The sequence below is a fragment of the Citrobacter sp. S39 genome, assembly GCF_009495675.1.
Classification (GTDB): Bacteria; Pseudomonadota; Gammaproteobacteria; order Enterobacterales; family Enterobacteriaceae; genus Citrobacter; species Citrobacter freundii.
Genome location: NZ_CP045555.1, coordinates 1,488,015 through 1,513,432, shown reverse-complemented (window position 1 = coordinate 1,513,432; position 25,418 = coordinate 1,488,015). Strand labels below are relative to the sequence as shown.

31 protein-coding genes are annotated in these 25,418 nt (G+C 52.0%); 15 read left to right on the top strand and 16 right to left on the bottom strand.

The features are described 5' to 3' along the window. Positions 1–82: 82 nt before the first annotated feature. The gene (gene rlmE / locus GFB57_RS07175; RefSeq protein ID WP_003025015.1) at positions 83–712 is read right to left on the bottom strand and encodes a 23S rRNA (uridine(2552)-2'-O)-methyltransferase RlmE; all 630 of its coding nucleotides are present in this window, start codon (positions 710–712) and stop codon (positions 83–85) included. A gap of 125 nt (positions 713–837) precedes the next feature. On the opposite strand from rlmE, the gene yhbY reads away from it, so the two are divergent. After that, positions 838–1,131 carry a ribosome assembly RNA-binding protein YhbY gene (yhbY, locus tag GFB57_RS07170; protein ID WP_003025016.1) on the top strand — a complete coding sequence of 98 codons (294 nt, stop codon included), beginning with the start codon at positions 838–840 and terminating at the stop codon, positions 1,129–1,131. A 153-nt stretch (positions 1,132–1,284) separates the two neighbouring features. Here yhbY and greA read toward each other — a convergent pair whose 3' ends face one another. Next, the gene (gene greA, locus GFB57_RS07165) at positions 1,285–1,761 is read right to left on the bottom strand and encodes a transcription elongation factor GreA (RefSeq protein WP_003025019.1); all 477 of its coding nucleotides are present in this window, start codon (positions 1,759–1,761) and stop codon (positions 1,285–1,287) included. A gap of 248 nt (positions 1,762–2,009) precedes the next feature. On the opposite strand from greA, the gene dacB reads away from it, so the two are divergent. Beyond that, positions 2,010–3,443, top strand: coding sequence for a serine-type D-Ala-D-Ala carboxypeptidase (gene dacB, locus GFB57_RS07160; protein ID WP_003025021.1), 1,434 nt, complete (start codon positions 2,010–2,012; stop codon positions 3,441–3,443). A 105-nt stretch (positions 3,444–3,548) separates the two neighbouring features. On the opposite strand, the gene cgtA is transcribed toward dacB, so the two are convergent. The 4 genes from cgtA to rplU all read right to left on the bottom strand — a co-directional run bounded on the left by cgtA (position 3,549) and on the right by rplU (position 6,418). Further along, a complete protein-coding gene (cgtA, locus tag GFB57_RS07155) occupies positions 3,549–4,721 on the bottom strand; it encodes an Obg family GTPase CgtA (protein WP_003025024.1) in 1,173 nt (390 codons plus the stop codon). 15 nt (positions 4,722–4,736) lie between these two features. Then, positions 4,737–5,702: a DMT family transporter gene (locus GFB57_RS07150; RefSeq protein ID WP_003025028.1), complete on the bottom strand. Its 966-nt coding sequence runs from the start codon at positions 5,700–5,702 to the stop codon at positions 4,737–4,739. Between the two features lie 127 nt (positions 5,703–5,829). Further along, positions 5,830–6,087 carry a 50S ribosomal protein L27 gene (gene rpmA / locus GFB57_RS07145; protein ID WP_003025030.1) on the bottom strand — a complete coding sequence of 86 codons (258 nt, stop codon included), beginning with the start codon at positions 6,085–6,087 and terminating at the stop codon, positions 5,830–5,832. A gap of 19 nt (positions 6,088–6,106) precedes the next feature. Then, entirely contained in the window at positions 6,107–6,418 is a 312-nt protein-coding gene (rplU, locus tag GFB57_RS07140; protein ID WP_003025032.1) for a 50S ribosomal protein L21, read from the bottom strand. 258 nt (positions 6,419–6,676) lie between these two features. Between rplU and ispB the strand changes: the two genes are divergently transcribed. Together ispB and sfsB are read left to right on the top strand one after the other, a co-directional pair. Beyond that, positions 6,677–7,648 carry an octaprenyl diphosphate synthase gene (gene ispB, locus GFB57_RS07135; protein WP_003025033.1) on the top strand — a complete coding sequence of 324 codons (972 nt, stop codon included), beginning with the start codon at positions 6,677–6,679 and terminating at the stop codon, positions 7,646–7,648. Positions 7,649–7,871: 223 nt separating this feature from the next. Beyond that, positions 7,872–8,156: a DNA-binding transcriptional regulator SfsB gene (sfsB, locus tag GFB57_RS07130; RefSeq protein ID WP_003025035.1), complete on the top strand. Its 285-nt coding sequence runs from the start codon at positions 7,872–7,874 to the stop codon at positions 8,154–8,156. 56 nt (positions 8,157–8,212) lie between these two features. On the opposite strand, the gene murA is transcribed toward sfsB, so the two are convergent. The 7 genes from murA to mlaF all read right to left on the bottom strand — a co-directional run bounded on the left by murA (position 8,213) and on the right by mlaF (position 13,061). Beyond that, complete coding sequence (gene murA / locus GFB57_RS07125; protein WP_003025037.1) at positions 8,213–9,472, bottom strand: UDP-N-acetylglucosamine 1-carboxyvinyltransferase; 1,260 nt, start codon at positions 9,470–9,472, stop codon at positions 8,213–8,215. A 53-nt stretch (positions 9,473–9,525) separates the two neighbouring features. Then, entirely contained in the window at positions 9,526–9,780 is a 255-nt protein-coding gene (gene ibaG / locus GFB57_RS07120) for a BolA family iron metabolism protein IbaG (RefSeq protein WP_003025040.1), read from the bottom strand. 169 nt (positions 9,781–9,949) lie between these two features. Next, on the bottom strand, positions 9,950–10,243 hold the full coding sequence (gene mlaB, locus GFB57_RS07115) for a lipid asymmetry maintenance protein MlaB (RefSeq protein WP_003025045.1): 294 nt from the start codon (positions 10,241–10,243) through the stop codon (positions 9,950–9,952). Next, positions 10,243–10,878 (bottom strand): phospholipid-binding protein MlaC, encoded by a 636-nt coding sequence (gene mlaC, locus GFB57_RS07110; RefSeq protein WP_003025047.1) that lies wholly within the window; start codon positions 10,876–10,878, stop codon positions 10,243–10,245. The genes mlaB and mlaC overlap by 1 nt, the downstream gene beginning before the upstream one ends. Positions 10,879–10,896: 18 nt before the next feature. Then, complete coding sequence (gene mlaD / locus GFB57_RS07105) at positions 10,897–11,454, bottom strand: outer membrane lipid asymmetry maintenance protein MlaD (protein ID WP_003025050.1); 558 nt, start codon at positions 11,452–11,454, stop codon at positions 10,897–10,899. Between the two features lie 4 nt (positions 11,455–11,458). After that, positions 11,459–12,241 (bottom strand): lipid asymmetry maintenance ABC transporter permease subunit MlaE, encoded by a 783-nt coding sequence (gene mlaE, locus GFB57_RS07100; protein ID WP_003025053.1) that lies wholly within the window; start codon positions 12,239–12,241, stop codon positions 11,459–11,461. A gap of 19 nt (positions 12,242–12,260) precedes the next feature. Beyond that, complete coding sequence (gene mlaF, locus GFB57_RS07095; protein WP_003025057.1) at positions 12,261–13,061, bottom strand: phospholipid ABC transporter ATP-binding protein MlaF; 801 nt, start codon at positions 13,059–13,061, stop codon at positions 12,261–12,263. Positions 13,062–13,276: 215 nt separating this feature from the next. Between mlaF and GFB57_RS07090 the strand changes: the two genes are divergently transcribed. The 11 genes from GFB57_RS07090 to npr all read left to right on the top strand — a co-directional run bounded on the left by GFB57_RS07090 (position 13,277) and on the right by npr (position 21,196). Beyond that, positions 13,277–14,254 carry a calcium/sodium antiporter gene (locus GFB57_RS07090; RefSeq protein ID WP_003025060.1) on the top strand — a complete coding sequence of 326 codons (978 nt, stop codon included), beginning with the start codon at positions 13,277–13,279 and terminating at the stop codon, positions 14,252–14,254. A 13-nt stretch (positions 14,255–14,267) separates the two neighbouring features. Continuing rightward, entirely contained in the window at positions 14,268–15,254 is a 987-nt protein-coding gene (gene kdsD / locus GFB57_RS07085) for an arabinose-5-phosphate isomerase KdsD (RefSeq protein ID WP_003025063.1), read from the top strand. 20 nt (positions 15,255–15,274) lie between these two features. Next, positions 15,275–15,841: a 3-deoxy-manno-octulosonate-8-phosphatase KdsC gene (gene kdsC / locus GFB57_RS07080; protein WP_003025065.1), complete on the top strand. Its 567-nt coding sequence runs from the start codon at positions 15,275–15,277 to the stop codon at positions 15,839–15,841. Beyond that, the gene (gene lptC, locus GFB57_RS07075; RefSeq protein ID WP_003025068.1) at positions 15,838–16,413 is read left to right on the top strand and encodes an LPS export ABC transporter periplasmic protein LptC; all 576 of its coding nucleotides are present in this window, start codon (positions 15,838–15,840) and stop codon (positions 16,411–16,413) included. Before kdsC ends, lptC begins: the two co-directional genes overlap by 4 nt. Then, the gene (gene lptA / locus GFB57_RS07070; RefSeq protein ID WP_003025070.1) at positions 16,382–16,930 is read left to right on the top strand and encodes a lipopolysaccharide ABC transporter substrate-binding protein LptA; all 549 of its coding nucleotides are present in this window, start codon (positions 16,382–16,384) and stop codon (positions 16,928–16,930) included. Before lptC ends, lptA begins: the two co-directional genes overlap by 32 nt. Positions 16,931–16,936: 6 nt before the next feature. Then, complete coding sequence (lptB, locus tag GFB57_RS07065) at positions 16,937–17,662, top strand: LPS export ABC transporter ATP-binding protein (RefSeq protein ID WP_003025073.1); 726 nt, start codon at positions 16,937–16,939, stop codon at positions 17,660–17,662. Positions 17,663–17,708: 46 nt separating this feature from the next. Next, a complete protein-coding gene (rpoN, locus tag GFB57_RS07060; RefSeq protein ID WP_003025074.1) occupies positions 17,709–19,142 on the top strand; it encodes an RNA polymerase factor sigma-54 in 1,434 nt (477 codons plus the stop codon). Positions 19,143–19,164: 22 nt separating this feature from the next. Continuing rightward, positions 19,165–19,452: a ribosome hibernation promoting factor gene (gene hpf / locus GFB57_RS07055; RefSeq protein WP_003025078.1), complete on the top strand. Its 288-nt coding sequence runs from the start codon at positions 19,165–19,167 to the stop codon at positions 19,450–19,452. Positions 19,453–19,535: 83 nt separating this feature from the next. Next, positions 19,536–20,027, top strand: a complete 492-nt coding sequence (gene ptsN / locus GFB57_RS07050; protein WP_003025083.1) for a PTS IIA-like nitrogen regulatory protein PtsN — start codon at positions 19,536–19,538, stop codon at positions 20,025–20,027. Between the two features lie 45 nt (positions 20,028–20,072). Beyond that, the gene (gene rapZ / locus GFB57_RS07045; RefSeq protein WP_003025085.1) at positions 20,073–20,927 is read left to right on the top strand and encodes an RNase adapter RapZ; all 855 of its coding nucleotides are present in this window, start codon (positions 20,073–20,075) and stop codon (positions 20,925–20,927) included. Continuing rightward, positions 20,924–21,196: a PTS phosphocarrier protein NPr gene (gene npr, locus GFB57_RS07040; RefSeq protein ID WP_003025086.1), complete on the top strand. Its 273-nt coding sequence runs from the start codon at positions 20,924–20,926 to the stop codon at positions 21,194–21,196. Before rapZ ends, npr begins: the two co-directional genes overlap by 4 nt. Positions 21,197–21,326: 130 nt before the next feature. Here the strand turns inward: npr and mtgA are convergent, their stop codons facing one another. The 3 genes from mtgA to arcB form a co-directional block, all read right to left on the bottom strand. After that, positions 21,327–22,046, bottom strand: coding sequence for a monofunctional biosynthetic peptidoglycan transglycosylase (gene mtgA, locus GFB57_RS07035; protein WP_003025087.1), 720 nt, complete (start codon positions 22,044–22,046; stop codon positions 21,327–21,329). Next, a complete protein-coding gene (gene elbB / locus GFB57_RS07030) occupies positions 22,043–22,696 on the bottom strand; it encodes an isoprenoid biosynthesis glyoxalase ElbB (protein ID WP_003025088.1) in 654 nt (217 codons plus the stop codon). The genes mtgA and elbB overlap by 4 nt, the downstream gene beginning before the upstream one ends. Before the next feature lie 229 nt (positions 22,697–22,925). Beyond that, positions 22,926–25,262 (bottom strand): aerobic respiration two-component sensor histidine kinase ArcB, encoded by a 2,337-nt coding sequence (gene arcB / locus GFB57_RS07025; RefSeq protein WP_003025089.1) that lies wholly within the window; start codon positions 25,260–25,262, stop codon positions 22,926–22,928. Between the last annotated feature and the right edge of the window lie 156 nt (positions 25,263–25,418).

Sequence of the window (25,418 nt, the reverse complement as noted above, 5' to 3'; positions counted from 1 at the left end):
CCTCATATTACAACTGTGTTAAAAACAGCGTCAGGATACTCTATATCCAGTTTCTTTCAAACTTTCGTTTGAAATCTGCCGGTTATGGTTTACGCCCGGTCGCTACAATATACACTTCACGCGAACGGGCGCGAGAAGAGTCCGGCTTACGAACTTTGACCTTCGTAAACAGGGAGCGAATCTCTCTTAGATACTCATCGAAGCCTTCGCCCTGGAACACCTTCACTACAAAACTACCACCTGGCGCTAATACATCACGAGCCATTCCAAGCGCCAGCTCTACCAGATACATGGCCCGGGGAATATCCACCGCCGGTGTTCCACACATATTTGGCGCCATATCAGACATGACAACTTGTACTTTACTGTCACCTACGCGTTCAAGTAACGCTTTCAGGACTAATTCATCACGAAAGTCGCCCTGAAGGAAGTCCACACCAACGATTGGATCCATAGGTAAAAGATCGCAAGCGATAATGCGGCCGGTGTTGCCGATCTGCGTAACTGCATATTGCGACCAGCCACCGGGTGCAGCACCGAGATCAACTATCGTCATCCCCGGTTTAAAAATTTTGTCACTTTGCTGTATTTCATCAAGTTTAAACCAGGCACGGGAACGTAACCCCTTTTTCTGCGCCTGTTGAACATATTTATCGCTAAAGTGTTCCTGAAGCCAGCGACTCGAGCTGGCAGAACGCTTTTTACCTGTCATTTCACATTCCCAAAGGGCAGTTCATCGTAACCAATGGTGTAAATTTCTACACAGCTATTTGGTGATATATGGGAGATGGCGGTAGAATGACCCGTTTTCAATCCCAACGTAAGCAAAAATATACGATGAATCTGAGTACTAAACAAAAACAGCACCTGAAAGGTCTGGCACATCCGCTCAAGCCTGTAGTTATGCTTGGCAACAATGGTTTGACCGAAGGGGTACTGGCCGAGATTGAACAAGCGTTAGAGCACCATGAACTTATCAAGGTGAAAATCGCCTCGGAAGATCGCGATACTAAAACCTTGATCGTGGAAGCTATCGTACGCGAAACCGGCGCCTGTAATGTGCAGGTCATCGGCAAAACGCTGGTACTGTATCGCCCGACTAAAGAACGTAAAATCTCGCTGCCACGCTAAGAATATCCCAAAGTTGCACACGAAGTTTGTGTAAAACGCGGGGTTTTCCGCTAGCAGGAGAGCAAAATGCCACGCTCTCTTCGTTGATAAAAGGCCGCTATGCGGCCTTTTTCCTTTCTTTACAATGTATCAACATCTTAACCAAGATGCGAATTACAGGTATTCTACCTTCGTCACTTCATATTCCACTTCGCCGCCCGGCGTTTTGATAACCACGACGTCATCCTGCTCTTTACCGATAAGGCCACGAGCGATAGGCGAGTTCACTGAAATCAGGTTCTGTTTAAAATCGGCTTCATCATCGCCGACAATACGCCAGGTCTGCTCTTCATCGTTATCGAGATTCAACACGGTAACCGTCGCGCCGAAAACAACGCGGCCATTGTTCGGCATTTTAGTAACGTCGATTACCTGCGCGTTGGACAGTTTAGCCTCGATATCTTTAATGCGTCCTTCGCAGAAACCCTGCTGTTCGCGCGCCGCGTGATACTCCGCGTTCTCTTTCAGGTCACCGTGCTCACGCGCTTCAGCGATAGCGGCAATAATTTCAGGACGGCGCACAGATTTCAGAAAATCCAGCTCTTCGCGCAGTTTTTCAGCACCACGTAAGGTCATCGGGATAGCTTGCATTTGTTATACCTCTTGAACATTCCTGTAGGGGGCAGTTGCTCTCACCCCGGCTGCTAAGCCCACCCTGGCGAATGTCATGCCAGAGTCAGAAGCAAAAAAATACCGACCCGGGGCTCAAGGTCCCAGGTCAGCTACAATTCTCTATTTGATGATCATTTTACCCTGGAGTTCCTTATGGGTCATCGTTTACTTTTTGGGGCGTTGCGCCGTAGTATGACGGCCTGTTTCCAGGTTGTTAGCGCGAGATTATGCGATTTTCCAGATTTACCATCGGATTGACTGCCAGTATAGCGTTCAGTGTTCAGGCTGCGAACGTCGACGAGTATATCAATCAGCTCCCTGCCGGGGCCAACCTCGCCCTTATGGTACAGAAGGTTGGCGCACCTGCACCCGCTATTGATTTTCATAGCCAGCAGATGGCGCTGCCGGCCAGTACCCAGAAAGTGATCACCGCGCTGGCGGCATTGATTCAGCTCGGGCCTGACTTTCGTTTTACCACTACGCTTGAGACTAAAGGCAACGTGGAAGGCGGCGTATTGAAAGGTGACTTAGTGGCACGATTTGGTGCTGATCCGACGCTAAAACGCCAGGATATTCGCAATATGGTGGCAACCCTGAAAAAATCAGGCGTGACGCAAATTGCCGGAAATGTCCTGATCGACACCTCTATTTTCGCCAGTCATGATAAAGCGCCCGGTTGGCCCTGGAACGACATGACGCAGTGTTTTAGCGCACCGCCCGCAGCGGCTATTGTCGATAGAAACTGTTTCTCGGTTTCACTCTACAGCGCGCAAAAACCCAACGATCTCGCCTTTATTCGCGTGGCATCTTATTACCCGGTCACCATGTTCAGTCAGGTGCGTACTCTCGCCCGAGGTTCTGCGGAAGCGCAATATTGTGAACTGGATGTGGTTCCCGGCGATCTCAACCGCTATACGCTGACCGGATGCCTGCCCCAACGAGCCGATCCGCTGCCGCTGGCGTTCGCCATTCAAGACGGAGCCAGCTATGCCGGGGCGATTATCAAAGATGAGCTAAAACAAGCAGGTATCACCTACAGCGGTACGCTGCTGCGCCAAACGCTGGTCAACGAGCCGGGAACGGTGGTCGCCAGTAAGCAGTCAGCGCCACTGCATGACCTGCTTAAGATTATGCTGAAAAAATCGGACAACATGATTGCCGATACCGTTTTCCGTATGATTGGTCATGCCCGATTTAACGTGCCAGGCACCTGGCGGGCGGGTTCTGATGCCGTACGCCAGATTTTGCGTCAGCAGGCTGGCGTTGATATCGGCAACACCATTATTGCCGACGGTTCAGGCCTCTCCCGGCATAACCTGATTGCTCCGGCGACCATGATGCAGGTGCTGCAATATATCGCTCAACACGATAACGAGCTGAACTTTATCACTATGCTGCCGCTGGCGGGGCACGACGGCTCCCTGCAATACCGTGCGGGTCTGCATCAGGCTGGTGTGGATGGCAAAGTATCGGCGAAGACAGGCTCGCTGCAAGGAGTCTATAACCTTGCTGGCTTCATTACCACGGCAAGCGGCCAACGCATGGCATTCGTGCAGTATTTGTCTGGTTATGCGGTAGAGCCGGCTGACCAGCGTAATCGCCGTATTCCGTTGGTGCGCTTCGAGAGCCGATTGTACAAGGATATTTATCAGAACAATTAGATGGGTAGTTTGATTGCCGGATGGCGGCACTAACGTGCCTTATCCGGCCTACAGAGAGACCTGAAAACAATAACCCCGGCAACATGGCCGGGGTTTTTCATGCGATTAACGCTTGTAGATGAACTCGACGCCTTCGTCGTCTTCTTCGTCCCAATCGTCATCCCAGTCATCTTCCGCTTCGTCTTCGACTTCAGCGAGCTGCTGGCGGTGATAATCATCCCACATGAACTCAACTTTCTCTGGCTGTTTCGCTTCTTCAGCCTGAACAATCGGGTTCTCGATGATAAAGGTCATCACATCCCAGCAAAGATCCTTCACGCCCAGCTGGCTGGCGGCAGAGATCAGGTAATATTTACCTTCCCAGCCCAGCGCTTCGGCGATCGCTTTCGCTTTCTCTTCCGCTTCAGCCTTGTCCATCAAATCAATTTTGTTGAACACTAACCAGCGCGGTTTAGATGCCAGATCCTGACTGTATTTTTCCAGTTCGCCAATAATGATACGGGCGTTTTCTACCGGATCGGAACCGTCAATCGGATCGATATCGATGAGGTGCAGCAACACGCGGCAACGTTCCAGATGTTTCAGGAAGCGAATACCCAGGCCTGCGCCTTCAGCCGCGCCTTCAATCAGACCCGGAATATCGGCAACCACGAAGCTCTTTTCGTTGTCCATACGCACCACGCCCAGGCTCGGCACCAGGGTGGTGAACGGATAATCAGCGACTTTCGGCTTCGCCGCAGATACTGCACGGATAAACGTCGATTTACCGGCGTTTGGCATACCCAGCATACCCACATCTGCCAGCAGCATCAGCTCCAGCATCAGATCGCGCTTATCACCCGGCGTACCCATTGTTTTCTGACGCGGAGTACGGTTAACCGATGATTTGAAACGGGTGTTGCCCAGACCATGCCAGCCGCCTTTAGCGACCATCAGACGCTGACCGTGTTTGGTCATGTCGCCCATGGTTTCGCCCGTGCCCTGATCGATAACACGCGTACCAACAGGCACTTTAATCGTGACGTCTTTGCCACGCTTACCGGTGCAATCACGGCTCGCGCCATTCTGACCACGTTCCGCACGGAATGATTTTTCAAAACGGTAATCGATTAGTGTGTTCAGGTTTTCGTCGGCTTCCAGCCAAACGTCACCACCGTCACCACCATCACCACCGTCCGGACCGCCTTTTGGGATGTACTTTTCGCGGCGGAAGCTGACGCAACCATTACCGCCATCACCTGCAACGACCAGAATCGATGCTTCATCAACAAACTTCATTTTACTCTCCGTAAATCATTCGCCTGAGCGGGGTTGCGAAACCACCGTTTCATGCTTACGTAAACCGCCCCAAATTCGATGACCAATGGCGGAATACATCGCGCCCGCAACCACGATAAACGCACCGAGATAACCTAATAGGTTTAGCATCGGTCTGGCGAAGAAATCGGGCCAGGCCAGTGATAATAAATCTGAAAATAACAACGTAAACAGCGGTGTGAGCGTGATAATAGCGCTCACCTGCGCCGCCTGCCAACGCGCCATCGCTTCCGCAAGAGCGCCGTATCCTACCAGCGTATTCAGGCCGCAGAATACCAGGCATGCCAGCTGCCAGTCGCTGAGCTGCGTGATGACACCGGGTTTAGCCAGCGGCAACAACGCAATCGTACATAAAGTGTACAGTAAAAACAGGATCTGCGGTGATGCCAGGCGGCGCAATAACACCTTTTGCGCGACCCCATAGCTCACCCAAACCATCGCCGCACCGACACCAAAGATAACGCCCCAGGTGTAATCGGTGAGTCGGGTAAAAATTTCGATCAGACTGGTATTAAAAAACAGGACCAGGCCGCTCAGAAGCATAATGGCGCCAATTACTTGCGTGCCGCGCATCTTTTCTTTCAGGATAAAGACGCTGGCGATCATCATACCAACCGGTGACAGCTGACCGATAACCTGCGAAGCCGTTGGGCTCAAATACTGCAAGGATGAACTAAACAGAATGAAGTTACCGAACAGCCCACCGGTTGCGATAGCCAGCAACACCAGCCAACGCGCTTTGCGAAAAATACGCAACGGAGGGAGCTTTTTTTTAACCGCAAGAATAGCGCCAAGGCCAATGCTTGCCATTAAAAAACGGTAGAACACCACGGTAGGAGGCTCCATCACCTCCAGCACTTGCTTCATTGCTATTGGCAAAGCCCCCCAACATACTGCCGTTGTGAGTGCTAACAGAATACCAATGCCTGCCTGTTGCTTCATGCCGTATTCCCTGCAAGGGCTCGTTTCCGGGTTGTCACGGCGTGACGAGCGTATTTACCGGCCGTCGAATGTAAAAAGCCCCGCAACGTGTTGCGGGGCTTTTATCCGTTACCGGGACGCGAAAAACTTATTCAGCAACGATGCTGATGAATTTACGGTTTTTCGGGCCTTTCACTTCAAATTTCACTTTACCGTCTGCTTTAGCAAACAGAGTGTGGTCTTTGCCGCAACCAACGTTGGAGCCAGCGTGGAATTTAGTACCACGTTGACGAACGATGATGCTACCAGCCAGAACTGTTTCACCGCCGAAGCGTTTTACGCCCAGACGTTTAGCTTCTGAATCGCGACCGTTACGAGTCGAGCCGCCAGCCTTTTTATGTGCCATTTAATCTGCTCCCCTTAACTTAAGCGCTGATGCCAGTGATTTTCACATCAGTGAACCACTGACGATGGCCCTGCTGCTTACGGTAGTGTTTACGACGACGAAACTTAACAATTTTAACTTTCTCGCCACGACCGTGAGCAACAACTTCAGCTTTGATAACGCCGCCATCAACGAAAGGAACGCCGATTTTGACTTCTTCACCGTTTGCGATCATCAGAACTTCTGCGAATTCAACAGATTCGCCAGTTGCGATGTCCAGCTTTTCCAGGCGAACGGTCTGACCTTCGCTTACTCGGTGTTGTTTACCACCACTTTGGAAAACCGCGTACATAAAAAACTCCGCTTCCGCGCACACCTTTTTGATGATTCAGAGTGCGCTATAAATATTCACAATAGGGCGCGAATATTACGCAAAACGCGAGCCTTTGACAAGTGCTACCGTCAATACATGAAGAAAAAAAACACAACACGTACGGTAACGTTTATCTACGGCGTTTTTTCAGTACAATCAGCATATATTTATAACCCTAAACCCGACGTTACCTTCTCACACAGTAAGGTAATCGGGGCGAGAAGCCCGGCTTTTGCGATGAATTTAGAAAAAATCAATGAGTTAACCGCGCAAGATATGGCGGGGGTCAATGCGACAATCCTTGAACAGCTCAATTCTGACGTTCAGTTGATCAATCAACTGGGGTACTACATCGTTAGCGGCGGCGGAAAACGCATTCGCCCAATGATCGCCGTCCTCGCAGCGCGGGCCGTTGGTTACCAGGAAAATGCGCACGTTACGATCGCGGCCCTCATCGAGTTTATCCACACAGCGACCCTGCTGCACGATGATGTTGTGGATGAGTCAGACATGCGCCGTGGGAAAGCTACGGCAAATGCGGCGTTTGGTAATGCGGCCAGCGTGCTGGTTGGCGATTTTATCTATACCCGCGCATTTCAGATGATGACCAGCCTTGGCTCGTTGAAAGTGCTGGAAGTCATGTCGAAAGCAGTCAACGTCATCGCCGAAGGTGAAGTCTTGCAGCTGATGAACGTCAACGACCCAGACATCACCGAAGAAAACTATATGCGCGTCATCTACAGTAAGACGGCGCGGTTGTTTGAAGCGGCAGCCCAATGTTCAGGCATTCTGGCTGGCTGTAGCGAAGAACAAGAAAAAGGGTTGCAGGATTATGGCCGTTATCTCGGCACAGCTTTCCAGTTAATTGACGATTTGCTGGATTACAGCGCAGATGGCGAGCAGCTGGGTAAAAACGTCGGTGATGACCTCAACGAGGGTAAACCTACGCTGCCGCTGCTGCATGCCATGCGCCACGGTACTCCAGAACAAGCGCAAATGATCCGCCAGGCCATTGAGCAAGGTAATGGTCGTCACCTTCTGGAGCCGGTTCTGGAAGCGATGAACGCCTGTGGTTCCCTGGAGTGGACGCGCCAACGTGCAGAAGAAGAGGCAGATAAGGCCATCGCTGCGTTGCAGGTGCTGCCTGATACGCCGTGGAGAGAAGCGCTGATTGGTCTGGCACATATCGCCGTACAGCGCGACCGTTAATTCCCTACAGCATCCTCCCTCATCCCGTGCTCTGCACGGGATATTTTTATAAGTTCTAGTAATCCTCCCTACCCCCCTCCGGATAATCACGCATAACCTTGGCATATTCTGAATATACACATACTTTACATGAACATTTTAGAACATTCGTTCTTCGGGCGTTATAGTGTCGCCACAACCGATCGTGGAACCGTAAGTCGTTAACCAAAGGAGAGATGAATTTATGGAAAGCAAGCTGATTGACTGGCATCCGGCCGACATCATCGCCGGACTGCGCAAGAAAGGGACCTCAATGGCCGCTGAATCACGTAAAAATGGATTGAGTTCATCAACGCTGGCAAATGCGTTAACGAGACCATGGCCAAAAGGTGAGTTGATTATCGCCCGGGCACTGGGAACTGATCCCTGGGTGATTTGGCCGTCACGCTATCACGATGCCAAAACGCATGAGTTCATCGACAGAACGCGGATGATGAGGAGTCGCAGAGAGAAAAAGAATCCGGAATGAACATTGAGCTGTAACCCCCGGCCAACTGAACTGGGGGTTACAAGAGACGTTGACGATTACTCGCCTTTCACGCGCTCAATGTTTGCGCCCAGCGCACGCAGTTTATCTTCGATGCGCTCATAGCCGCGATCGATGTGATAAATACGATCGACCACTGTTGTACCTTCAGCAATACAACCTGCCAGCACTAAACTTGCAGATGCACGCAGATCGGTCGCCATAACCTGTGCGCCTGAGAGTGTTTCCACGCCGTGGCAAATCACGGTATTGCTTTCGATTTCTGCGTGAGCGCCCATACGGCTCAGCTCAGGCACGTGCATAAAGCGGTTCTCAAACACGGTTTCCGTGATGAAGCCGGTCCCTTCTGCCACCAGGTTCAGCAGCGTGAACTGGGCCTGCATATCGGTAGGGAACGCCGGATGCGGCGCAGTACGCACATTAACCGCTTTCGGGCGTTTGCCGTGCATATCAAGGCTGATCCAGTCGTCGCCCACTTCAATATCCGCACCCGCATCACGCAGCTTCGCCAGAACAGCATCCAGCGTATCCGGCTGTGCATTACGGCAGATAATTTTGCCACGAGAAATTGCCGCCGCCACCAGGAAGGTACCGGTTTCGATGCGGTCTGGCAGAACGCGATACACACCGCCACCGAGACGCTCAACGCCTTCGATCGTAATACGATCTGTGCCCTGGCCAGTGATCTTCGCGCCCAGCGCAATCAGGAAGTTCGCGGTATCCACAATCTCCGGCTCGCGCGCGGCGTTTTCGATGATGGTGGTGCCTTCGGCAAGCGTTGCTGCACACATGATGGTGACAGTCGCACCGACGCTCACTTTGTCCATGACAATATGCGAGCCTTTCAGACGGCCATCAACGGACGCTTTCACATAGCCTTCTTCCAGCTTGATAGTCGCGCCTAACTGCTCCAGACCGGTAATGTGCAGGTCAACCGGACGCGCGCCGATGGTGCAGCCGCCCGGCAGTGAAACCTGGCCCTGACCAAAGCGGGCAACCAGCGGCCCGAGCGCCCAAATGGATGCACGCATGGTTTTCACCAGATCGTACGGCGCACAGAAGACGTTCACATCACGCGCATCAATGTGCACGGAACCATTACGCTCAACTTTCGCACCCAGCTGGCTCAACAGCTTCATTGATGTGTCAACGTCCTTCAGTTTCGGGACGTTTTGGATCTCTACAGGTTCTTCAGCCAGCAGCGCCGCAAACAGGATCGGCAGTGCGGCGTTTTTAGCGCCTGAAATTGTGACTTCGCCCTGGAGCTTGGTTGGCCCCTGAACACGAAATTTATCCATTATTCTGTTCTCTGTTAAGAATTTATCTTCGCTACCGGCGCATCACCCGTAGCTCAAAAACCGTTAAGTTTGCGATCGCGCGCCCATTCCGCTGGGGTAAACGCCTTAATCGACACGGCATGAATGCGGTTGTCCGCAATGTACTCCATCAACGGGCCATAGACCGATTGCTGCTTCTTGACCCGGCTCATGCCTTCAAACATCTCACCCACGGCAATAACCTGAAAGTGACTGCCGTCGCCAGAAACGTGGACTTCCTGGAGGGAGAGTGCATTCATCAGCACGCTCTGAATTTCATTATTTTCCATGGGCTCTTCATTCGTCAGATAGTGAAAACAGCCCAACATCTTAGAGCAAAGTGGCGCTGTCATAAATAAGCAAAAAGCCTCGCTGATAAATCAGACAAGGCTTTAGTGGCAGATCCCCCTCAGGGGTTTTGCCGGATAGCGGCACAAGACCTTATCCGGCCTGGAAAAATTAACGCGGAAGGACGTCGTCAGGCAGATTGTAAAGCTGCGCCAGCGTGTACACTTTATCGTTAACACCAGTGAGCGAAACGCTGTTTCCCTGCTGCTTGCCTTGATTAATCAGATGCAACAGTAACGCCAGACCGCCGGTATCTACCCGGGATACCTGGTTCAGATCGATGCAGGATACCCCTTTCATCGCCTCAATTCGCGCATCCCATAAGGGATTTAACACGTCCTGATCCAGCTCTCCCACCAGCACCAGCTTGTCGCCTTCGCGCGTCCAGGTGAGTGACTGCGTCATTATTTTTTCTCTTCCAGCGTGATTTTCTGCTGAGAAATAGATTTCAGCTGTGCCGTCAGGCCATCAATACCTTTGGTACGCAGCAGGTCGCTCCACTCATTTTGTTTGGTGGTGATCATACTTACGCCTTCGGCGATCATGTCATACGCCTGCCAGTTACCGGTCTGGGAGTTTTTACGCCACTGGAAATCCAGACGTACCGGAGGACGACCGTTTGGATCGATGATGGTTACGCGGATAGGTACGATGGTCGCATCACCCAACGGCTGCTCAGGGGCAATCTGATAGGTCTGGCCGTGGTACATCGCCAGTGCCTGGCCGTAAGCCTGCTTCAGATATTCACGGAATGCAGCAAAATAGGCTTCACGTTGGGCAGGAGTCGCATCTTTGTAGTAACGACCCAGTACCAGCGCACCGGCATACTTAACCTGCACATAAGGCAGCAGTTCTTGATCGACGACCTGACGCAGGTAATCGGGGTTGGAACGGATTTTTGGTTGCTCGTTTTTCAGACGGTCAAAGGTCTTTTGCGCCGCCTCATCCATCAGTTTGTACGGGTTAGTCTGGTCTGCTGCGGTTGCCGCGCTAAGTGGAGCAATCACCAGCATAGCCACCATCATCAATCGTTTAAACATACGTCGATTCTCCTGATATTATTTCGTTGCGCCCGCAGGCGTAGTGGCTTCATTATTGCCTTCAGTTGCGGCTGGCGCATCGCCAGAATTCTTATTGTCATCACCTTTGCTGTTGCTGTTGTAAAGGAACTGACCAATCATATCTTCCAGCACCATCGCGGATTTCGTGTCCTGAATCGTACCGCCATCTTTGAGGATAGACGTTCCCAGCTCAGGATCTTCAAAACCCACGTTCAATGCCAGATACTGTTCGCCCAGCAGACCGGAAGTACGGATGCTCAGAGAACTGGTGTCAGGAATATGGTTAAAACGCGATTCGATTTCCAGCGTCACGCGCGGCAGGTACGTTTTCGGATCTAACGAGATGTCCGATACGCGTCCAACTACCACCCCGCCAATCCGCACCGGAGAACGCTCTCTCAGGCCGCCGATATTATCAAAGGTCGCATAAATCGTGTAAGTCGGTTCAGTACGCATTGAGGTAACGTTCGCCGCCTTCAGGCAGACAAACAGCGCAGCCAGCAGCGCAACCAGCAGGAATAACCCGACCCAAATTTCATTTTTTTTCGTTTGCATGAACTCAATTCCCAAACATCAGTGCGGTCAGCACAAAATCCAGCCCCAGAACGGCAAGAGAGGCGTGCACAACGGTGCGTGTCGTTGCCCGGCTAATCCCGGCAGAGGTCGGGATCGCATCATAACCATTGAACAATGCAATCCAGGTGACCGTAATGGCGAACACCACGCTCTTAATCAGACAGTTGACCAGGTCCAGACGCCAGTCGACGGCATTTTGCATAGCCGACCAGAAAAAGCCCGCATCAATACCCTTCCAGCTTACGCCAACCAGTGAACCACCCCAGATCCCCACGGCGACAAATATAATCGTTAGCAGCGGCAATGAAATGACACCGGCCCAAAAACGCGGAGAGATCACCCGGCGCAGTGGATCGACGGCCATCATTTCCAGGCTGGAAAGCTGCTCGGTCGCTCTCATCAGACCAATCTCTGCAGTTAAGGCCGATCCGGCCCGCCCGGCAAACAGCAGCGCCGCAACAACCGGCCCCAGCTCACGTAACAATGACAGCGCCACCAGCATACCGAGGCTGGTTTCCGCACTGTAGGTCGTCAGCACCAGGTATCCCTGCAATCCCAACACCATACCGATGAATACGCCTGACACAATAATGATCAGCATCGATAAGACACCGACATTATAAAGCTGGCGTATCAGCAGCGGCGCATGTTTGCGAAACTCCGGTTTGCCGACAACCGCATTGAACAACATTAATCCGGCTCGCCCGAACGTCCTGAGGGTTTTTATTCCTCGATGTCCGAGTGATGCCAGCGCATTTAACAACATGGGTGGCTTAACTCCCTGTTTAGAGTAAATCGATATGGTAGTCACCCGCCGGGTAACGGAACGGAACCGGTCCATCGGCAATGCCGTCAAGGAACTGGCGTACGCGCGGATCGGCATTTTCTTGTAGCGCCTGAGCACTACCGTAGGCCACTATTTTTTTGTCCGCCATTATATAGGCGTAATCCGCAATACTCAGTACTTCAGGCACATCATGGGATACCACCACACAGGTGACACCCAGCGCGCTGTTCAGTTCTGAAATCAACTTCACCAGCACGCCCATGGTGATGGGATCCTGACCGACGAACGGCTCATCAAACATAATGAGGTCAGGCTCCAGCGCGATAGCACGCGCTAACGCAGCGCGGCGCGCCATCCCACCGGATAATTCAGAAGGCATTAATTTGGCCGCACCCCGCAGGCCGACCGCCTCGAGCTTCATCATCACCGTGCTCTTCAGCAACGGCGCTGGCAACGTCGTATGCTCGCGCAGAGGGTACGCAACGTTGTCAAACACATTCATGTCGGTAAATAGCGCACCTGACTGAAACAGCATACTCATGCGCTTACGCACGGTAAATAAACGCGAACGGGACATGGCCGGGACGTTCTCACCGTCAAACAGAATCTCGCCCTTATCCGGTGAGATCTGTCCGCCAATCAGACGCAACAGCGTCGTTTTGCCGATGCCTGATGGCCCCATGATTGCCGTCACCTTACCGCGCGGTACCGTCAGGGAAATATTATCAAAGATGCAGCGGTCGCCCCGGGAAAAGCTGACATCGCGCATATCGACTAGATTCGCCACAGACTGCCCCATTGATTCATCCTTTACTATTGCCTCGTTGATCGAAGAGTTTGGCGCTCAATTTAGCCCTGAACTCAACATACTTACAGATTATTGCCTGTCCTGGTTAGCGAAAGCTGGCATTTGTTTTACTTTTTAGCCGCATAAAGTCAAAATTAAGACTTCGTTACGGCTTCCAGAAGATCCTTCAAGAGGACCGGCGAGTATACCTGAAGAAAGGACTTTAGATGCTTTTAGCGACGGCGCTGTTAATAATTGGTTTACTTCTGGTGGTCTACGGTGCCGACCGTCTGGTATTTGCCGCATCCATTTTATGTCGAAACGTCGGTATTCCCCCCATTATCATCGGAATGACCGTGGTCAGCATTGGTACGTCGTTACCCGAGATCATTGTCTCCGTTGCCGCATCGATGAATGGGCAACTCGATCTGGCTGTCGGGACCGCCATAGGTTCTAACATCACCAACATTCTGCTTATTTTAGGCCTGTCGGCGCTGATTCATCCTTTTACCGTGCATTCTGATGTTCTGCGTCGTGAATTACCGCTAATGTTGCTGGTAAGTATTTTAGCTGCATCCGTCCTGTATGACGGGCAGTTGAGCCGCAGCGACGGTTTCTTTCTTCTGCTCCTGGCCGTGCTATGGCTGCTATTCATTGTTAAAATCGCTCGTCTGGCCGAGCGACAAGGCAATGACAGCCTGACACGCGAGCAGATAGCTGAGCTGCCGCGCGAAGGCGGGTTACCCGTCGCATTTTTGTGGTTGGGTATTGCGCTGATTATTATGCCTATGGCTACGCGTATGGTGGTAGATAACGCTACCGTACTGGCGAACTATTTCGCCATGAGCGAACTCATCATCGGGTTGACGGTGGTCGCCATTGGTACCAGCCTGCCGGAACTGGCAACGGCGATTGCGGGTCTGCGTAAAGGTGAAAACGATATTGCCGTCGGTAACATTATCGGCGCGAACATTTTTAATATTGTTATCGTCCTCGGGCTACCGGCGCTGATTACGCCGGGCGAAGTCAATCCGATGGTCTTCGTCCGGGACTACAGCGTCATGCTGCTGGTGAGCGTTATTTTTGCATTACTCTGCTGGCGACGTCCGCGCCAGATTGGTCGCGGCGCGGGCGCGCTGCTGACCGGCGGTTTTATCATATGGCTGGCGATGCTGTATTGGTTATCGCCACTTCTCGTTGGATAACTGGAAACGCATTATGTCGCACTTAGAGTTGCAACCGGGTTTTGACTTTCAGCAAGCAGGCAAGGAAGTCCTGGCAATTGAACGTGAGGGCCTGGCGGAGCTTGATCAGTACATCAACCAAAATTTTACCCTGGCATGCGAGAAAATATTCAGTTGCCCGGGCAAAGTCGTGGTGATGGGAATGGGGAAATCCGGCCATATCGGGCGGAAAATGGCAGCCACATTTGCCAGCACCGGCACCCCCTCATTTTTTGTACACCCAGGCGAAGCCGCACATGGCGATCTGGGTATGGTCTCGCCGCAGGATGTGGTCATCGCCATCTCTAACTCCGGTGAATCCAATGAGATAGCGGCGCTGATCCCGGTATTAAAACGTCTTCATGTACCGCTTATCTGCATGACCGGTCGTCCGGAAAGCAGTATGGCGCGTGCAGCAGATGTGCATCTGTGTGTTAAAGTGCCCAAGGAAGCTTGTCCGTTAGGCCTGGCGCCGACCAGCAGCACGACAGCAACACTGGTGATGGGCGATGCCCTTGCGGTGGCATTATTAAAAGCGCGCGGCTTTACCGCGGAAGATTTTGCATTGTCTCATCCCGGTGGCGCACTGGGCCGTAAGCTTTTACTGCGCGTTAACGATATTATGCATACGGGCGACGAGATCCCGCATGTAACCAAAAACGCCAGCCTGCGTGACGCCTTAATTGAGATCACGCGTAAAAATCTCGGCATGACCGTCATTTGCGATGATGCCATGAAGATTGACGGTATTTTCACCGATGGTGATTTACGTCGTGTCTTCGATATGGGCGTTGATGTACGCCAGTTAGGTATTGCCGATGTGATGACCCCTGGAGGCATTCGCGTGCGTCCGGGTATTCTTGCCGTCGATGCCCTGAACTTAATGCAGTCCCGCCATATCACCTCGGTAATGGTTGCTGATGGCGACCAGTTACTCGGTGTGTTACATATGCATGATCTGCTACGTGCAGGTGTAGTGTAAGAAACTCAAGGATAACGAAAATGAGTAAAGCAGGTGCGTCGCTTGCGACCTGTTATGGACCCGTCAGCGCAGACGTTATCACCCGGGCAGAAAACATCCGTTTGCTGATCCTGGATGTGGATGGCGTACTGTCTGATGGTCTGATTTATATGGGCAACAACGGTGAAGAGCTGAAGGCTTTTAATGTCCGCGATGGTTACGGAATTCGCTGTGCGCTCACTTCCGGTATTGAGGTTGCCATTATTACCGGACGAAAGGCTAAACTTGTAGAAGATCGCTGTGCCACTTTGGGGATCACCCACCTGTATCAGGGACAGTCAGACAAACTGGTTGCTTTTGGCGATCTCCTTAGCAAACTGGCGATCGCGCCGGAGAATGTCGCCTACGTTGGCGATGACCTGATCGACTGGCCGGTGATGGCACAAGTGGGATTGAGCGTCGCGGTGGCAGATGCCCACCCTTTGCTGATCCCGCGGGCCGATTATGTCACCCGTATTAATGGGGGACGTGGCGCTGTGCGTGAAGTCTGCGATTTATTACTCCTGGCGCAGGGCAAACTGGACGAGGCCAAAGGGCAATCGATATGAGCAAAACCAGACGTTGGGTTATCATTCTACTGTCGCTGGCTGTCCTTGTGATGATTGGTATTAATCTGGCAGACAAAGAGGACACCGCTCAGGTCGTCGTCAATAACAACGAGCCAACCTATAAGAGCGAACATACTGATACCGTCGTGTATAGTCCGGAAGGCGCGCTGAGCTATCACTTGATCGCACAACACGTTGAATATTATTCGGAACAAGCGGTTTCGTGGTTTACTCAACCAGTATTAACCACATTTGATAAGGATAAAGTACCGACCTGGACGATCAAGGCCGATAAAGCCAAATTGACCAACGATCGGATGCTGTATCTGTACGGCCATGTTGAGGTTAACGCCCTGGTGCCTGACTCTCAACTACGCAGAATTACGACCGATAACGCGCAGATTAACCTGGTGACACAAGATGTCACTTCCGATGATCTGGTGACGTTGTATGGCACAACATTTAACTCCAGCGGACTGAAGATGCGCGGCAACTTACGCAGCAAGAACGCCGAGCTGATTGAAAAGGTTAGAACCTCATATGAAATCCAAAACAAACAAACTCAGCCTTAATCTTGTACTTGCCAGCTCACTTCTGGCCGCCAGCATTCCGGCATTTGCCGTCACCGGCGATACCGAGCAGCCGATTCACATTGAGTCGGACCAGCAGTCCCTGGATATGCAGGGCAACGTGGTAACGTTTACTGGCAACGTGATTGTGACTCAGGGCACCATCAAAATTAACGCCGATAAAGTCGTCGTGACCCGTCCTGGCGGCGAAGACGGCAAAGAAGTGATTGACGGCTATGGCAATCCAGCGACGTTTTACCAGATGCAGGACAACGGTAAACCGGTTAAAGGCCGCGCCTCGCAGATGCACTATGAACTGGCGAAAGACTTTGTCGTGCTAACCGGCAAGGCGTATCTGGAACAGCTCGATAGCAACATCACGGGCGATAAGATCACCTATCTGGTAAAAGAGCAGAAAATGCAGGCCTTCAGCGATAAAGGCAAACGCGTCACCACCGTTCTGGTTCCGTCGCAGTTGCAGGACAAAAACAAGGCTCCGGCAGAGAAAAAAGGTAACTGATTCGTTATGGCAACATTAACTGCAAAGAACCTTGCAAAAGCCTATAAAGGCCGTCGTGTGGTGGAAGATGTCAGTCTGACCGTCAACTCCGGGGAGATCGTCGGTCTGCTCGGTCCTAACGGTGCAGGCAAGACAACAACCTTTTACATGGTGGTCGGCATTGTCCCGCGCGATGCGGGTAACATTATCATTGATGACGAAGACATCAGCCTGCTGCCTCTGCATGCGCGCGCGCGTCGCGGCATCGGCTACTTACCGCAGGAAGCATCGATTTTCCGTCGCCTGAGCGTGTTTGATAACCTGATGGCGGTACTGCAAATTCGTGACGATCTGACCAGCGAGCAGCGGGAAGATCGCGCCAACGAGCTGATGGAAGAATTCCACATCGAGCACCTGCGTGACAGTATGGGGCAGTCGCTCTCCGGTGGTGAACGACGCCGCGTGGAGATCGCCCGCGCACTGGCCGCTAATCCGAAATTTATCCTGCTGGATGAACCGTTTGCCGGTGTTGACCCGATTTCCGTTATTGATATCAAACGGATCATCGAACACCTGCGCGACAGCGGCCTTGGCGTGCTGATTACCGACCATAACGTCCGCGAAACGCTGGCAGTGTGTGAGCGCGCCTATATCGTGAGTCAGGGGCACCTGATCGCGCACGGCACGCCAACAGAAATACTGCAGGATGAGCACGTTAAGCGCGTATACCTTGGGGAAGACTTCAGACTCTGATAGGGTAGAAGACTTCACGTCACCGCAGGAGAAAACAACTCTGAACATGAAGCAAGGTTTGCAACTCAGGCTTAGCCAACAACTGGCGATGACGCCTCAGCTACAACAGGCTATCCGTCTGTTGCAGCTGTCCACGCTGGAACTTCAGCAAGAACTTCAGCAAGCGCTGGAAAGTAACCCACTGCTCGAGCAAACCGATCTTCACGACGAAATTGATACCCAGGAAAAACAGGACAGCGAAACCCTCGACACCGCTGATGCTCTCGAACAAAAAGAGATGCCTGAGGAGCTGCCACTCGATGCCAGTTGGGATGAAATTTATACCGCCGGGACGCCTTCGGGCACCAGCGGAGATTACATCGACGACGAGCTGCCTGTGTATCAAGGTGAGACCACGCAATCACTACAGGATTACCTGATGTGGCAAGTGGAACTGACCCCGTTCTCGGATACCGATCGCGCCATTGCGACATCCATTGTGGATGCGGTAGACGAAACCGGTTATCTCACCGTGACCCTGGACGATATTCTCGAAAGCATGGGCGATGACGACGTCGGTATGGACGAAATCGAAGCCGTGCTTAAACGCGTTCAGCGCTTTGATCCCGTAGGCGTGGCCGCTAAAGATCTCCGCGACTGCTTACTGATCCAACTTTCGCAGTTTGATAAAGCCACACCGTGGCTGGAAGAAGCGCGCCTGATCATCAGCGATCATCTCGATCTGTTAGCCAACCATGACTTCCGCACGCTGATGCGCGTGACCCGACTAAAAGAAGACGTGCTAAAAGAAGCCGTCAATCTTATTCAGTCACTGGATCCAAGGCCTGGGCAGTCGATCCAGACTGGCGAACCAGAATACGTTATTCCGGATGTGCTGGTGCGTAAGCATAATGATCGCTGGGTGGTCGAACTCAACAGCGACAGCATCCCACGACTGCAGATTAACCAGCACTACGCCGCTATGTGCAATAGCGCGCGCAACGATGCCGACAGTCAGTTTATCCGTAGCAATCTACAGGATGCGAAGTGGCTGATTAAAAGCCTGGAAAGCCGCAATGATACACTGCTGCGCGTAAGCCGTTGCATCGTTGAACAACAGCAAGCCTTCTTTGAGCAAGGCGAAGAGTTTATGAAACCGATGGTGCTGGCGGATATCGCCCAGGCCGTCGAGATGCACGAATCGACCATTTCCCGTGTGACCACGCAAAAGTATCTGCACAGTCCGCGCGGCATTTTTGAATTGAAGTATTTCTTTTCCAGTCACGTTAACACTGAAGGTGGAGGCGAAGCCTCATCCACGGCGATCCGTGCGCTGGTGAAGAAATTAATTGCTGCGGAAAACCCCGCGAAACCACTGAGTGACAGCAAGTTAACCTCTATGCTGTCAGAACAGGGTATCATGGTGGCACGCCGCACCGTTGCGAAGTACCGAGAGTCTTTATCCATTCCGCCGTCTAACCAGCGCAAACAGCTGGTCTGACCCAACCGATAAGGAAGACACTATGCAGCTCAACATCACTGGAAACAACGTCGAAATCACTGAAGCCCTGCGCGATTTTGTTAATACAAAATTTGCCAAGCTTGAACAATATTTCGACCGGATTAATCAGGTCTATATTGTGTTGAAAGTGGAGAAGGTTACACATATCTCGGATGCAACGCTGCATGTGAACGGTGGCGAAATTCATGCCAGCGCGGAAGGTCAGGATATGTACGCCGCCATTGACGGTTTAATTGATAAACTGGCTCGGCAGTTAACAAAACATAAAGATAAACTGAAACAGCACTAACTTGTCCGGGCAGTTAGCGGGTGCAGGACGGCCTGTTGTGTAGCACAACGGGCCATTTGTACAGTTAGCGCTTAGGTGAAATTATGACAAATAACGATACGACTCTACAACTGAGCACTGTTCTTAACCAGGAATGTACACGCGCAGGTGTTCACTGCCAAAGCAAGAAACGCGCACTGGAAATCATCAGTGAACTGGCGGCAAAACAGCTCAGCTTGCCTTCTCAGGTGGTATTTGAGGCCATTCTGACGCGTGAAAAAATGGGCAGTACCGGCATCGGTAATGGTATTGCTATCCCGCATGGAAAGCTGGAAGAAGACACGATGCGCGCGGTTGGTGTGTTTGTGCAACTTGAAACGCCTATCGCCTTCGACGCTATTGATAATCAGCCAGTCGATCTGCTGTTCGCCCTGCTGGTTCCGGCGGACCAAACCAAGACGCATTTGCATACGTTGTCACTGGTCGCAAAACGTCTGGCGGATAAAACCATCTGTCGTCGTCTGCGCGCCGCACAGAGTGACCAGGAGTTGTATCAAATCATCACGGACACCGAAGGTGGACAGGATGAAGCATAACAACCCAATGGCATCCTTTTTTGTCGTTGTGAGGAGAAACAGTACATGGTACTGATGATCGTCAGCGGCCGTTCAGGGTCAGGTAAATCTGTCGCTCTGCGTGCGCTGGAAGATATGGGTTTTTACTGCGTGGATAACCTTCCCGTAGTGCTGTTGCCCGATCTGGCTCGTACTCTGGCCGATCGCCAGATTTCTGCGGCCGTCAGCATTGATGTGCGCAACATGCCTGAGTCCCCGGAGATTTTCGAGCAGGCAATGAACAATCTGCCTGAAGGCTTCTCACCACAGCTGCTGTTCCTTGATGCTGACCGTAACACGCTGATTCGTCGCTACAGTGACACGCGTCGCCTGCACCCACTCTCCAGCAAGAACTTGTCTCTGGAAAGCGCTATCGATAAGGAAAGCGATTTGCTTGAGCCTTTGCGCTCTCGCGCTGACCTGATCGTTGATACCTCCGAAATGTCCGTGCATGAACTGGCGGAAATGTTGCGTACCCGACTGTTGGGCAAACGTGAACGTGAATTGACGATGGTTTTCGAATCCTTTGGCTTCAAACACGGTATCCCGATTGATGCGGATTACGTCTTTGACGTGCGCTTCCTGCCTAACCCGCACTGGGATCCGAAGCTGCGCCCAATGACCGGTCTTGACCGCCCCGTCGCCGCGTTCCTCGACAGGCACACAGAAGTACACAATTTTATCTACCAGACGCGCAGCTATCTTGAGCTATGGTTACCCATGCTGGAGACCAACAACCGCAGCTACCTCACCGTAGCCATCGGTTGTACCGGCGGGAAGCACCGTTCGGTGTATATTGCAGAGCAGCTGGCAGACTACTTCCGCTCACGCGGTAAAAACGTGCAGTCACGCCATCGTACGCTGGAAAAACGTAAATCATGACCGTGAAGCAAACCGTTGAAATCACTAATAAGCTGGGCATGCATGCCCGTCCAGCTATGAAACTGTTTGAATTGATGCAGGGTTTCGAAGCAGAAGTTTTGCTGCGTAATGATGAAGGAACGGAAGCCGAGGCCAACAGCGTTATCGCTCTGCTGATGCTGGATTCAGCCAAAGGGCGTCAGATAGAAGTTGAAGCCACGGGTCCGCAGGAAGTTGAAGCCCTTGCCGCAGTGGTTGCCCTGTTTAATTCAGGTTTTGATGAAGATTAGTCAAGTGGTTTTAACACGTAGCCAGTAGGTCGGATAAGGCGTTTACGCCGTATCCGGCAATGCCATTGTGTCGTATTGTGTCTGATGCGCTGCACTTAAATCAGGCCTACAAAAACAGCGACAGCAGCAATTAATATAGCTTATTTTCCCGCATAAACGACTCACCGCCTAACTGGCGCATTTGACGCATGATCCACGCCTGACGGCTACGCACATAACCAGAAGGCGCATTCGCTTTAAAACGCAAAGGATTGGGTAATACCGCCGCCAGCAAGGCCGCTTCAGACAGACTCAACCGACTGGCAGGTTTATGGAAATAGCGCTGCGCCGCCGCCTCCACGCCGAAAACCCCATCGCCAAACTCAGCGATATTCAGGTAAACGGTCAGAATACGTTTCTTGCTCCAGACGGTTTCCATACCCAGCGTTAGCCCGGCTTCAAGACCTTTACGTACCCAGCTACGCCCATCCCACAGAAAGAGATTTTTCGCCGTCTGTTGCGATAACGTCGACGCCCCGCGAATACGGTTTTCATTGCGTTCATTGTGCGCCAGCGCTTTCTCTATGGCGGAGACATCGAATCCCCAGTGCTCGGGAAACTTCTGGTCCTCCGCGGCAATGACAGCCAGCCCCATCCACGGTGAGATCTCGTCCATGCTCACCCAGTCTGAGTGCGCTACATAACCAAAATCACCGGACAGCCATGCGCCCAGTTGCCGTTCAACCATCACCGCAGAGAAAGGCACAGGCATCACGCTGAAAAGTGCGATGCCCCCGCCCCAGAATACGCCGAGGACAATGACCGCCCGCAGAAAGATACGTCGCAGAAAGGCGGTAACTCCTGTTCTCATTCAGCCAGCACCAGCACACGCGATACCAGTTTATCGATACCACTCGCAGCCTGAGCGATATCCTGCGCCAGCATATAAGCGGGCGTGGTGACAATTTTGTTGTCCTCATCGACGACAATGTCATCAACCGGACAAGGCACATGCTCAGCGCCCATCTCTTCCAGCACCTCTGCCGTATCGATATCAGTACCGATAGTCAGACGCAACGGGAAATCAAAAATTTTAGGTAACATAGCGGGCGCAATGCACATAAATCCCAGCGGCTTACCCGCCTGATGCATAGCCACCGCCAGCGCGGCTAAATCGCTGTCAACCCGGCATTCGCTGCCCTGACTGGCAAAATTGCTCAGATTTTTGGCCGCACCAAACCCACCCGGCACGATCAACGCATCCAGTTCCGTTGAGACTGCCTGAGCGAGCGGGCGAATTTCACCGCGTGTTATACGTGCGGCTTCAATCAGTACATTACGCGTTTCCAGCATCGGCTCGCCGGTCAGATGATTAATCACATCCGCTTGCTGTTTATCCGGAGCAAAGCAGACGGCCTGAGCGCCGTTGCGGGCAATGGCCAGAAGCGTGAGAACAGTTTCATGGATCTCTGCACCGTCATACACGCCGCATCCGCTGAGCACTACACCCACTTTTTTCATCGTGATACTCCTTTCTCAACTGGCTGAAACATATTAGTTATTATGATTTAAATGCTACGCTTCACACATTTAACTGATTCATGTAACAAATTATTTAAGATTTGCTATCTTAACTGCGTGCGGCCTGAAAATTAGGGCTGCGCCCTTGTAAACAATGATAATAATTTACGGCGCAGCCACGATTTCCCTGGTGTTGGCGCAGTATTCGCGCACCCCGGTCAAGCCGGGGTCATTTTTTTTCCACGCTCGCCACCCAGGCTTTTAATACCGCCACGTCGTGCTGCCACTCCTGCTTCATCTCTTCAATCCATTCAGCAACGTTATCTTCCCAGGCGGGAAGGTCCGGCGACTGGATTTGCTGACCTAACTGTTGCAGGTGACGCAGCCCCACTGAACCTGCTGCGCCTTTAATTTTATGACCTTCCTCAACCACGCCTTTTTTATCCCGTGCGGTCAAGTTGGACTCCAACACGCTCAAATATCCCGGCATCATCTTCTCAAACACCGCCAGCCCGTCGGTAATTAACTTCGGTCCCACCAGCTCGAGGTATTGTTCCAACATAGGAATATCTAACAGCGCTTGCGATTTACTGCTTTCTTCAGATGTCACAGTGCTCTCCTCTTCGTTTCTGGTATCCCAGTATTTTTTGATCATGGCGGTTAGCGCCGGAACCGACAGCGGCTTACTCAGCACGTCATCCATTCCCGCGTCCAAATACTCTTTTTTATCTTTCAGTACGTTGGCGGTGAGTGCAACCAGCGGCGGAAGGTCCTCACGAGCGTATTTTTGCGTGAGCTCCCGCGAGATATCCAGACCGGTCATATCCGGTAGCTGAATATCCAGCAGCACCAGGTCATATTCACCCGGCGTAAACATTTCCAGCGCGGCTTTCCCGGTCATCGCGACATCCACGCTGTTGCCTAATTTTTCCAGCACGGAACGCGCAACAATAACGTTCAGTTCAATGTCTTCCACCAGCAGCACATTCAGGGCTGGCAGCGGCATGTCATCGTCTTCAAAGGCGTCTTCAATCTCTTCCGCTACCGCAGGCGCATGTACGGTCAGCGTAAAGATGGAGCCTTTACCTGCCTGGCTGGAAACCGTAATATCGCCGCCCATATTTTTCGCCAGACGCTTCGACACGGCCAAACCAATCCCGGTTCCTGTGGCCGGTTTACCGCCGTTGCTGTCCTTCACCTGATAATACATGGCGAAGATTTTATCCTGCTCATCCTGCGGAATGCCGATCCCAGAATCTTCAACCTCGAAATGCAGCATATCGCCCTGGTCATAGCGCGCCCGCACGGTCACCTGTCCCTGCTGAGTGAACTTCACGGCGTTGCTGATCAGATTCCACAGAATCTGGCGCAAACGCGTGCCGTCGGTAATGACCTTATGCGGTAGCGGTAATGTTGGCTCAAGTACAAAACGCAGCCCTTTTTGCTGCGCCTGCAGGCCAGAAAGGTTTTCCAGATCCGCCATAAAACTGGTGAAATCAACAGGCTGGTTATCGAGCTGGACTTTACGTCGCTCCATCTTATCCATATCTATGATATCGTTGAAAATATTACCCAGCGTCACGGCAGAGACATGGATGGTTTTCAGGTATTTTTCCTGCTCAGCGGTCAGGTCTGTATCCAACAGGATTCGGCTTAAGCCAACAATGCCGTTAAGCGGAGTGCGCAGCTCGTGGCTGATGGTGGAAATGAAGGTGGTCTTATCACGGCTGGCACGTTCAAGCGCGTCCTGATAGCGCTTACGCTCGGTAATATCGCGCCCAAAGCCCATCAGGCCATGTCGCTTACCTACGCGGTCATAGTACGGCACTTTACGAATTTCAAAGCAGGCTTTGCGCCCGTCCGGGTAGTCCAGCCACTGTTCGTAGGTGAGTGAGACGTTATGACGGAATACCTTCTCGTCGGTTTCAATTACCTTTTCAGCCGCTTCAGGAGAGTAAACGTCAGCCGGTTTTAAGTTCACCAGCTGCTTTTCGCTTTTGCCAGTCAGCAGCTCCATGGCACGGTTACAGCCAGAAAATTCTTTATCTTCATTGCGATAAAAAACCAGATCCGGCGAGGCATCAAGGAAAGAGCGTAAAAAGGAAGACTGTTGCTCGAGCTGGATCTGCGCTTCTTCGCGCTCTTTGATTTCAACCTTCAGTTGCTCGAACGTTTCCTGGCGCTCCGCTTCGGCTTTTTCGCGCTCAACAATTTCCTGATTGAGCTGGGCTATATTATCTTTCAATTGCACATTGAGCTTGAGATCGCGCTCGCGCATCTCTTCCAGCTTTTGTACCAGTCGTGACAGGCGTTGCCGGGACTCTTCCAGTTGCTCCACCACCACTGACAGGAAATAGACAGCCCAAGGGGTAATTAACAGACCAAAAAAGATAGAACGGATAACATCAATGCTTTCTACCTGGCCATGCAGCACCATGGTGACAGCCATCTGCACCACAATTGCCAACACGACCAGAGCCAGCGCTAATAGCAGCGAAAAGCGCACCAGACCCAACTTCATCATTAGGTCGACGTAATATTGCGCCAGCATACGGATTTGCTTCATAGAGGGTTCCTTCACGACAACTTGGCACAATAATACTCAATTCTTGGCGTGACGTTTGAGAATGTGCAAGAAATGCGGAGGTTATCAGTGAAATGACCGTAGAGAGGTTAATCGTAGGCCTGATAAGCTAAGCGCCATCAGGCAAGCAGGCGCAGA

Coding starts and splice junctions, on each gene's coding strand:
- mlaD (WP_003025050.1), bottom strand. CDS start 11,454: ATGCAAACGAAAAAAAATGAAATTTGGGTCGGGTTATTCCTGCTGGTT.
- GFB57_RS07150 (WP_003025028.1), bottom strand. CDS start 5,702: ATGAAGCAACAGGCAGGCATTGGTATTCTGTTAGCACTCACAACGGCA.
- hpf (WP_003025078.1), top strand. CDS start 19,165: ATGCAGCTCAACATCACTGGAAACAACGTCGAAATCACTGAAGCCCTG.
- cgtA (WP_003025024.1), bottom strand. CDS start 4,721: ATGAAGTTTGTTGATGAAGCATCGATTCTGGTCGTTGCAGGTGATGGC.
- mlaC (WP_003025047.1), bottom strand. CDS start 10,878: ATGTTTAAACGATTGATGATGGTGGCTATGCTGGTGATTGCTCCACTT.
- rapZ (WP_003025085.1), top strand. CDS start 20,073: ATGGTACTGATGATCGTCAGCGGCCGTTCAGGGTCAGGTAAATCTGTC.
- lptC (WP_003025068.1), top strand. CDS start 15,838: ATGAGCAAAACCAGACGTTGGGTTATCATTCTACTGTCGCTGGCTGTC.
- rpoN (WP_003025074.1), top strand. CDS start 17,709: ATGAAGCAAGGTTTGCAACTCAGGCTTAGCCAACAACTGGCGATGACG.
- arcB (WP_003025089.1), bottom strand. CDS start 25,262: ATGAAGCAAATCCGTATGCTGGCGCAATATTACGTCGACCTAATGATG.
- yhbY (WP_003025016.1), top strand. CDS start 838: ATGAATCTGAGTACTAAACAAAAACAGCACCTGAAAGGTCTGGCACAT.
- sfsB (WP_003025035.1), top strand. CDS start 7,872: ATGGAAAGCAAGCTGATTGACTGGCATCCGGCCGACATCATCGCCGGA.
- ibaG (WP_003025040.1), bottom strand. CDS start 9,780: ATGGAAAATAATGAAATTCAGAGCGTGCTGATGAATGCACTCTCCCTC.
- mlaB (WP_003025045.1), bottom strand. CDS start 10,243: ATGACGCAGTCACTCACCTGGACGCGCGAAGGCGACAAGCTGGTGCTG.
- mlaF (WP_003025057.1), bottom strand. CDS start 13,061: ATGGGGCAGTCTGTGGCGAATCTAGTCGATATGCGCGATGTCAGCTTT.
- kdsC (WP_003025065.1), top strand. CDS start 15,275: ATGAGTAAAGCAGGTGCGTCGCTTGCGACCTGTTATGGACCCGTCAGC.
- kdsD (WP_003025063.1), top strand. CDS start 14,268: ATGTCGCACTTAGAGTTGCAACCGGGTTTTGACTTTCAGCAAGCAGGC.
- ispB (WP_003025033.1), top strand. CDS start 6,677: ATGAATTTAGAAAAAATCAATGAGTTAACCGCGCAAGATATGGCGGGG.
- rplU (WP_003025032.1), bottom strand. CDS start 6,418: ATGTACGCGGTTTTCCAAAGTGGTGGTAAACAACACCGAGTAAGCGAA.
- rlmE (WP_003025015.1), bottom strand. CDS start 712: ATGACAGGTAAAAAGCGTTCTGCCAGCTCGAGTCGCTGGCTTCAGGAA.
- elbB (WP_003025088.1), bottom strand. CDS start 22,696: ATGAAAAAAGTGGGTGTAGTGCTCAGCGGATGCGGCGTGTATGACGGT.
- greA (WP_003025019.1), bottom strand. CDS start 1,761: ATGCAAGCTATCCCGATGACCTTACGTGGTGCTGAAAAACTGCGCGAA.
- npr (WP_003025086.1), top strand. CDS start 20,924: ATGACCGTGAAGCAAACCGTTGAAATCACTAATAAGCTGGGCATGCAT.
- murA (WP_003025037.1), bottom strand. CDS start 9,472: ATGGATAAATTTCGTGTTCAGGGGCCAACCAAGCTCCAGGGCGAAGTC.
- mlaE (WP_003025053.1), bottom strand. CDS start 12,241: ATGTTGTTAAATGCGCTGGCATCACTCGGACATCGAGGAATAAAAACC.
- rpmA (WP_003025030.1), bottom strand. CDS start 6,087: ATGGCACATAAAAAGGCTGGCGGCTCGACTCGTAACGGTCGCGATTCA.
- mtgA (WP_003025087.1), bottom strand. CDS start 22,046: ATGAGAACAGGAGTTACCGCCTTTCTGCGACGTATCTTTCTGCGGGCG.
- ptsN (WP_003025083.1), top strand. CDS start 19,536: ATGACAAATAACGATACGACTCTACAACTGAGCACTGTTCTTAACCAG.
- dacB (WP_003025021.1), top strand. CDS start 2,010: ATGCGATTTTCCAGATTTACCATCGGATTGACTGCCAGTATAGCGTTC.
- GFB57_RS07090 (WP_003025060.1), top strand. CDS start 13,277: ATGCTTTTAGCGACGGCGCTGTTAATAATTGGTTTACTTCTGGTGGTC.
- lptB (WP_003025073.1), top strand. CDS start 16,937: ATGGCAACATTAACTGCAAAGAACCTTGCAAAAGCCTATAAAGGCCGT.
- lptA (WP_003025070.1), top strand. CDS start 16,382: ATGAAATCCAAAACAAACAAACTCAGCCTTAATCTTGTACTTGCCAGC.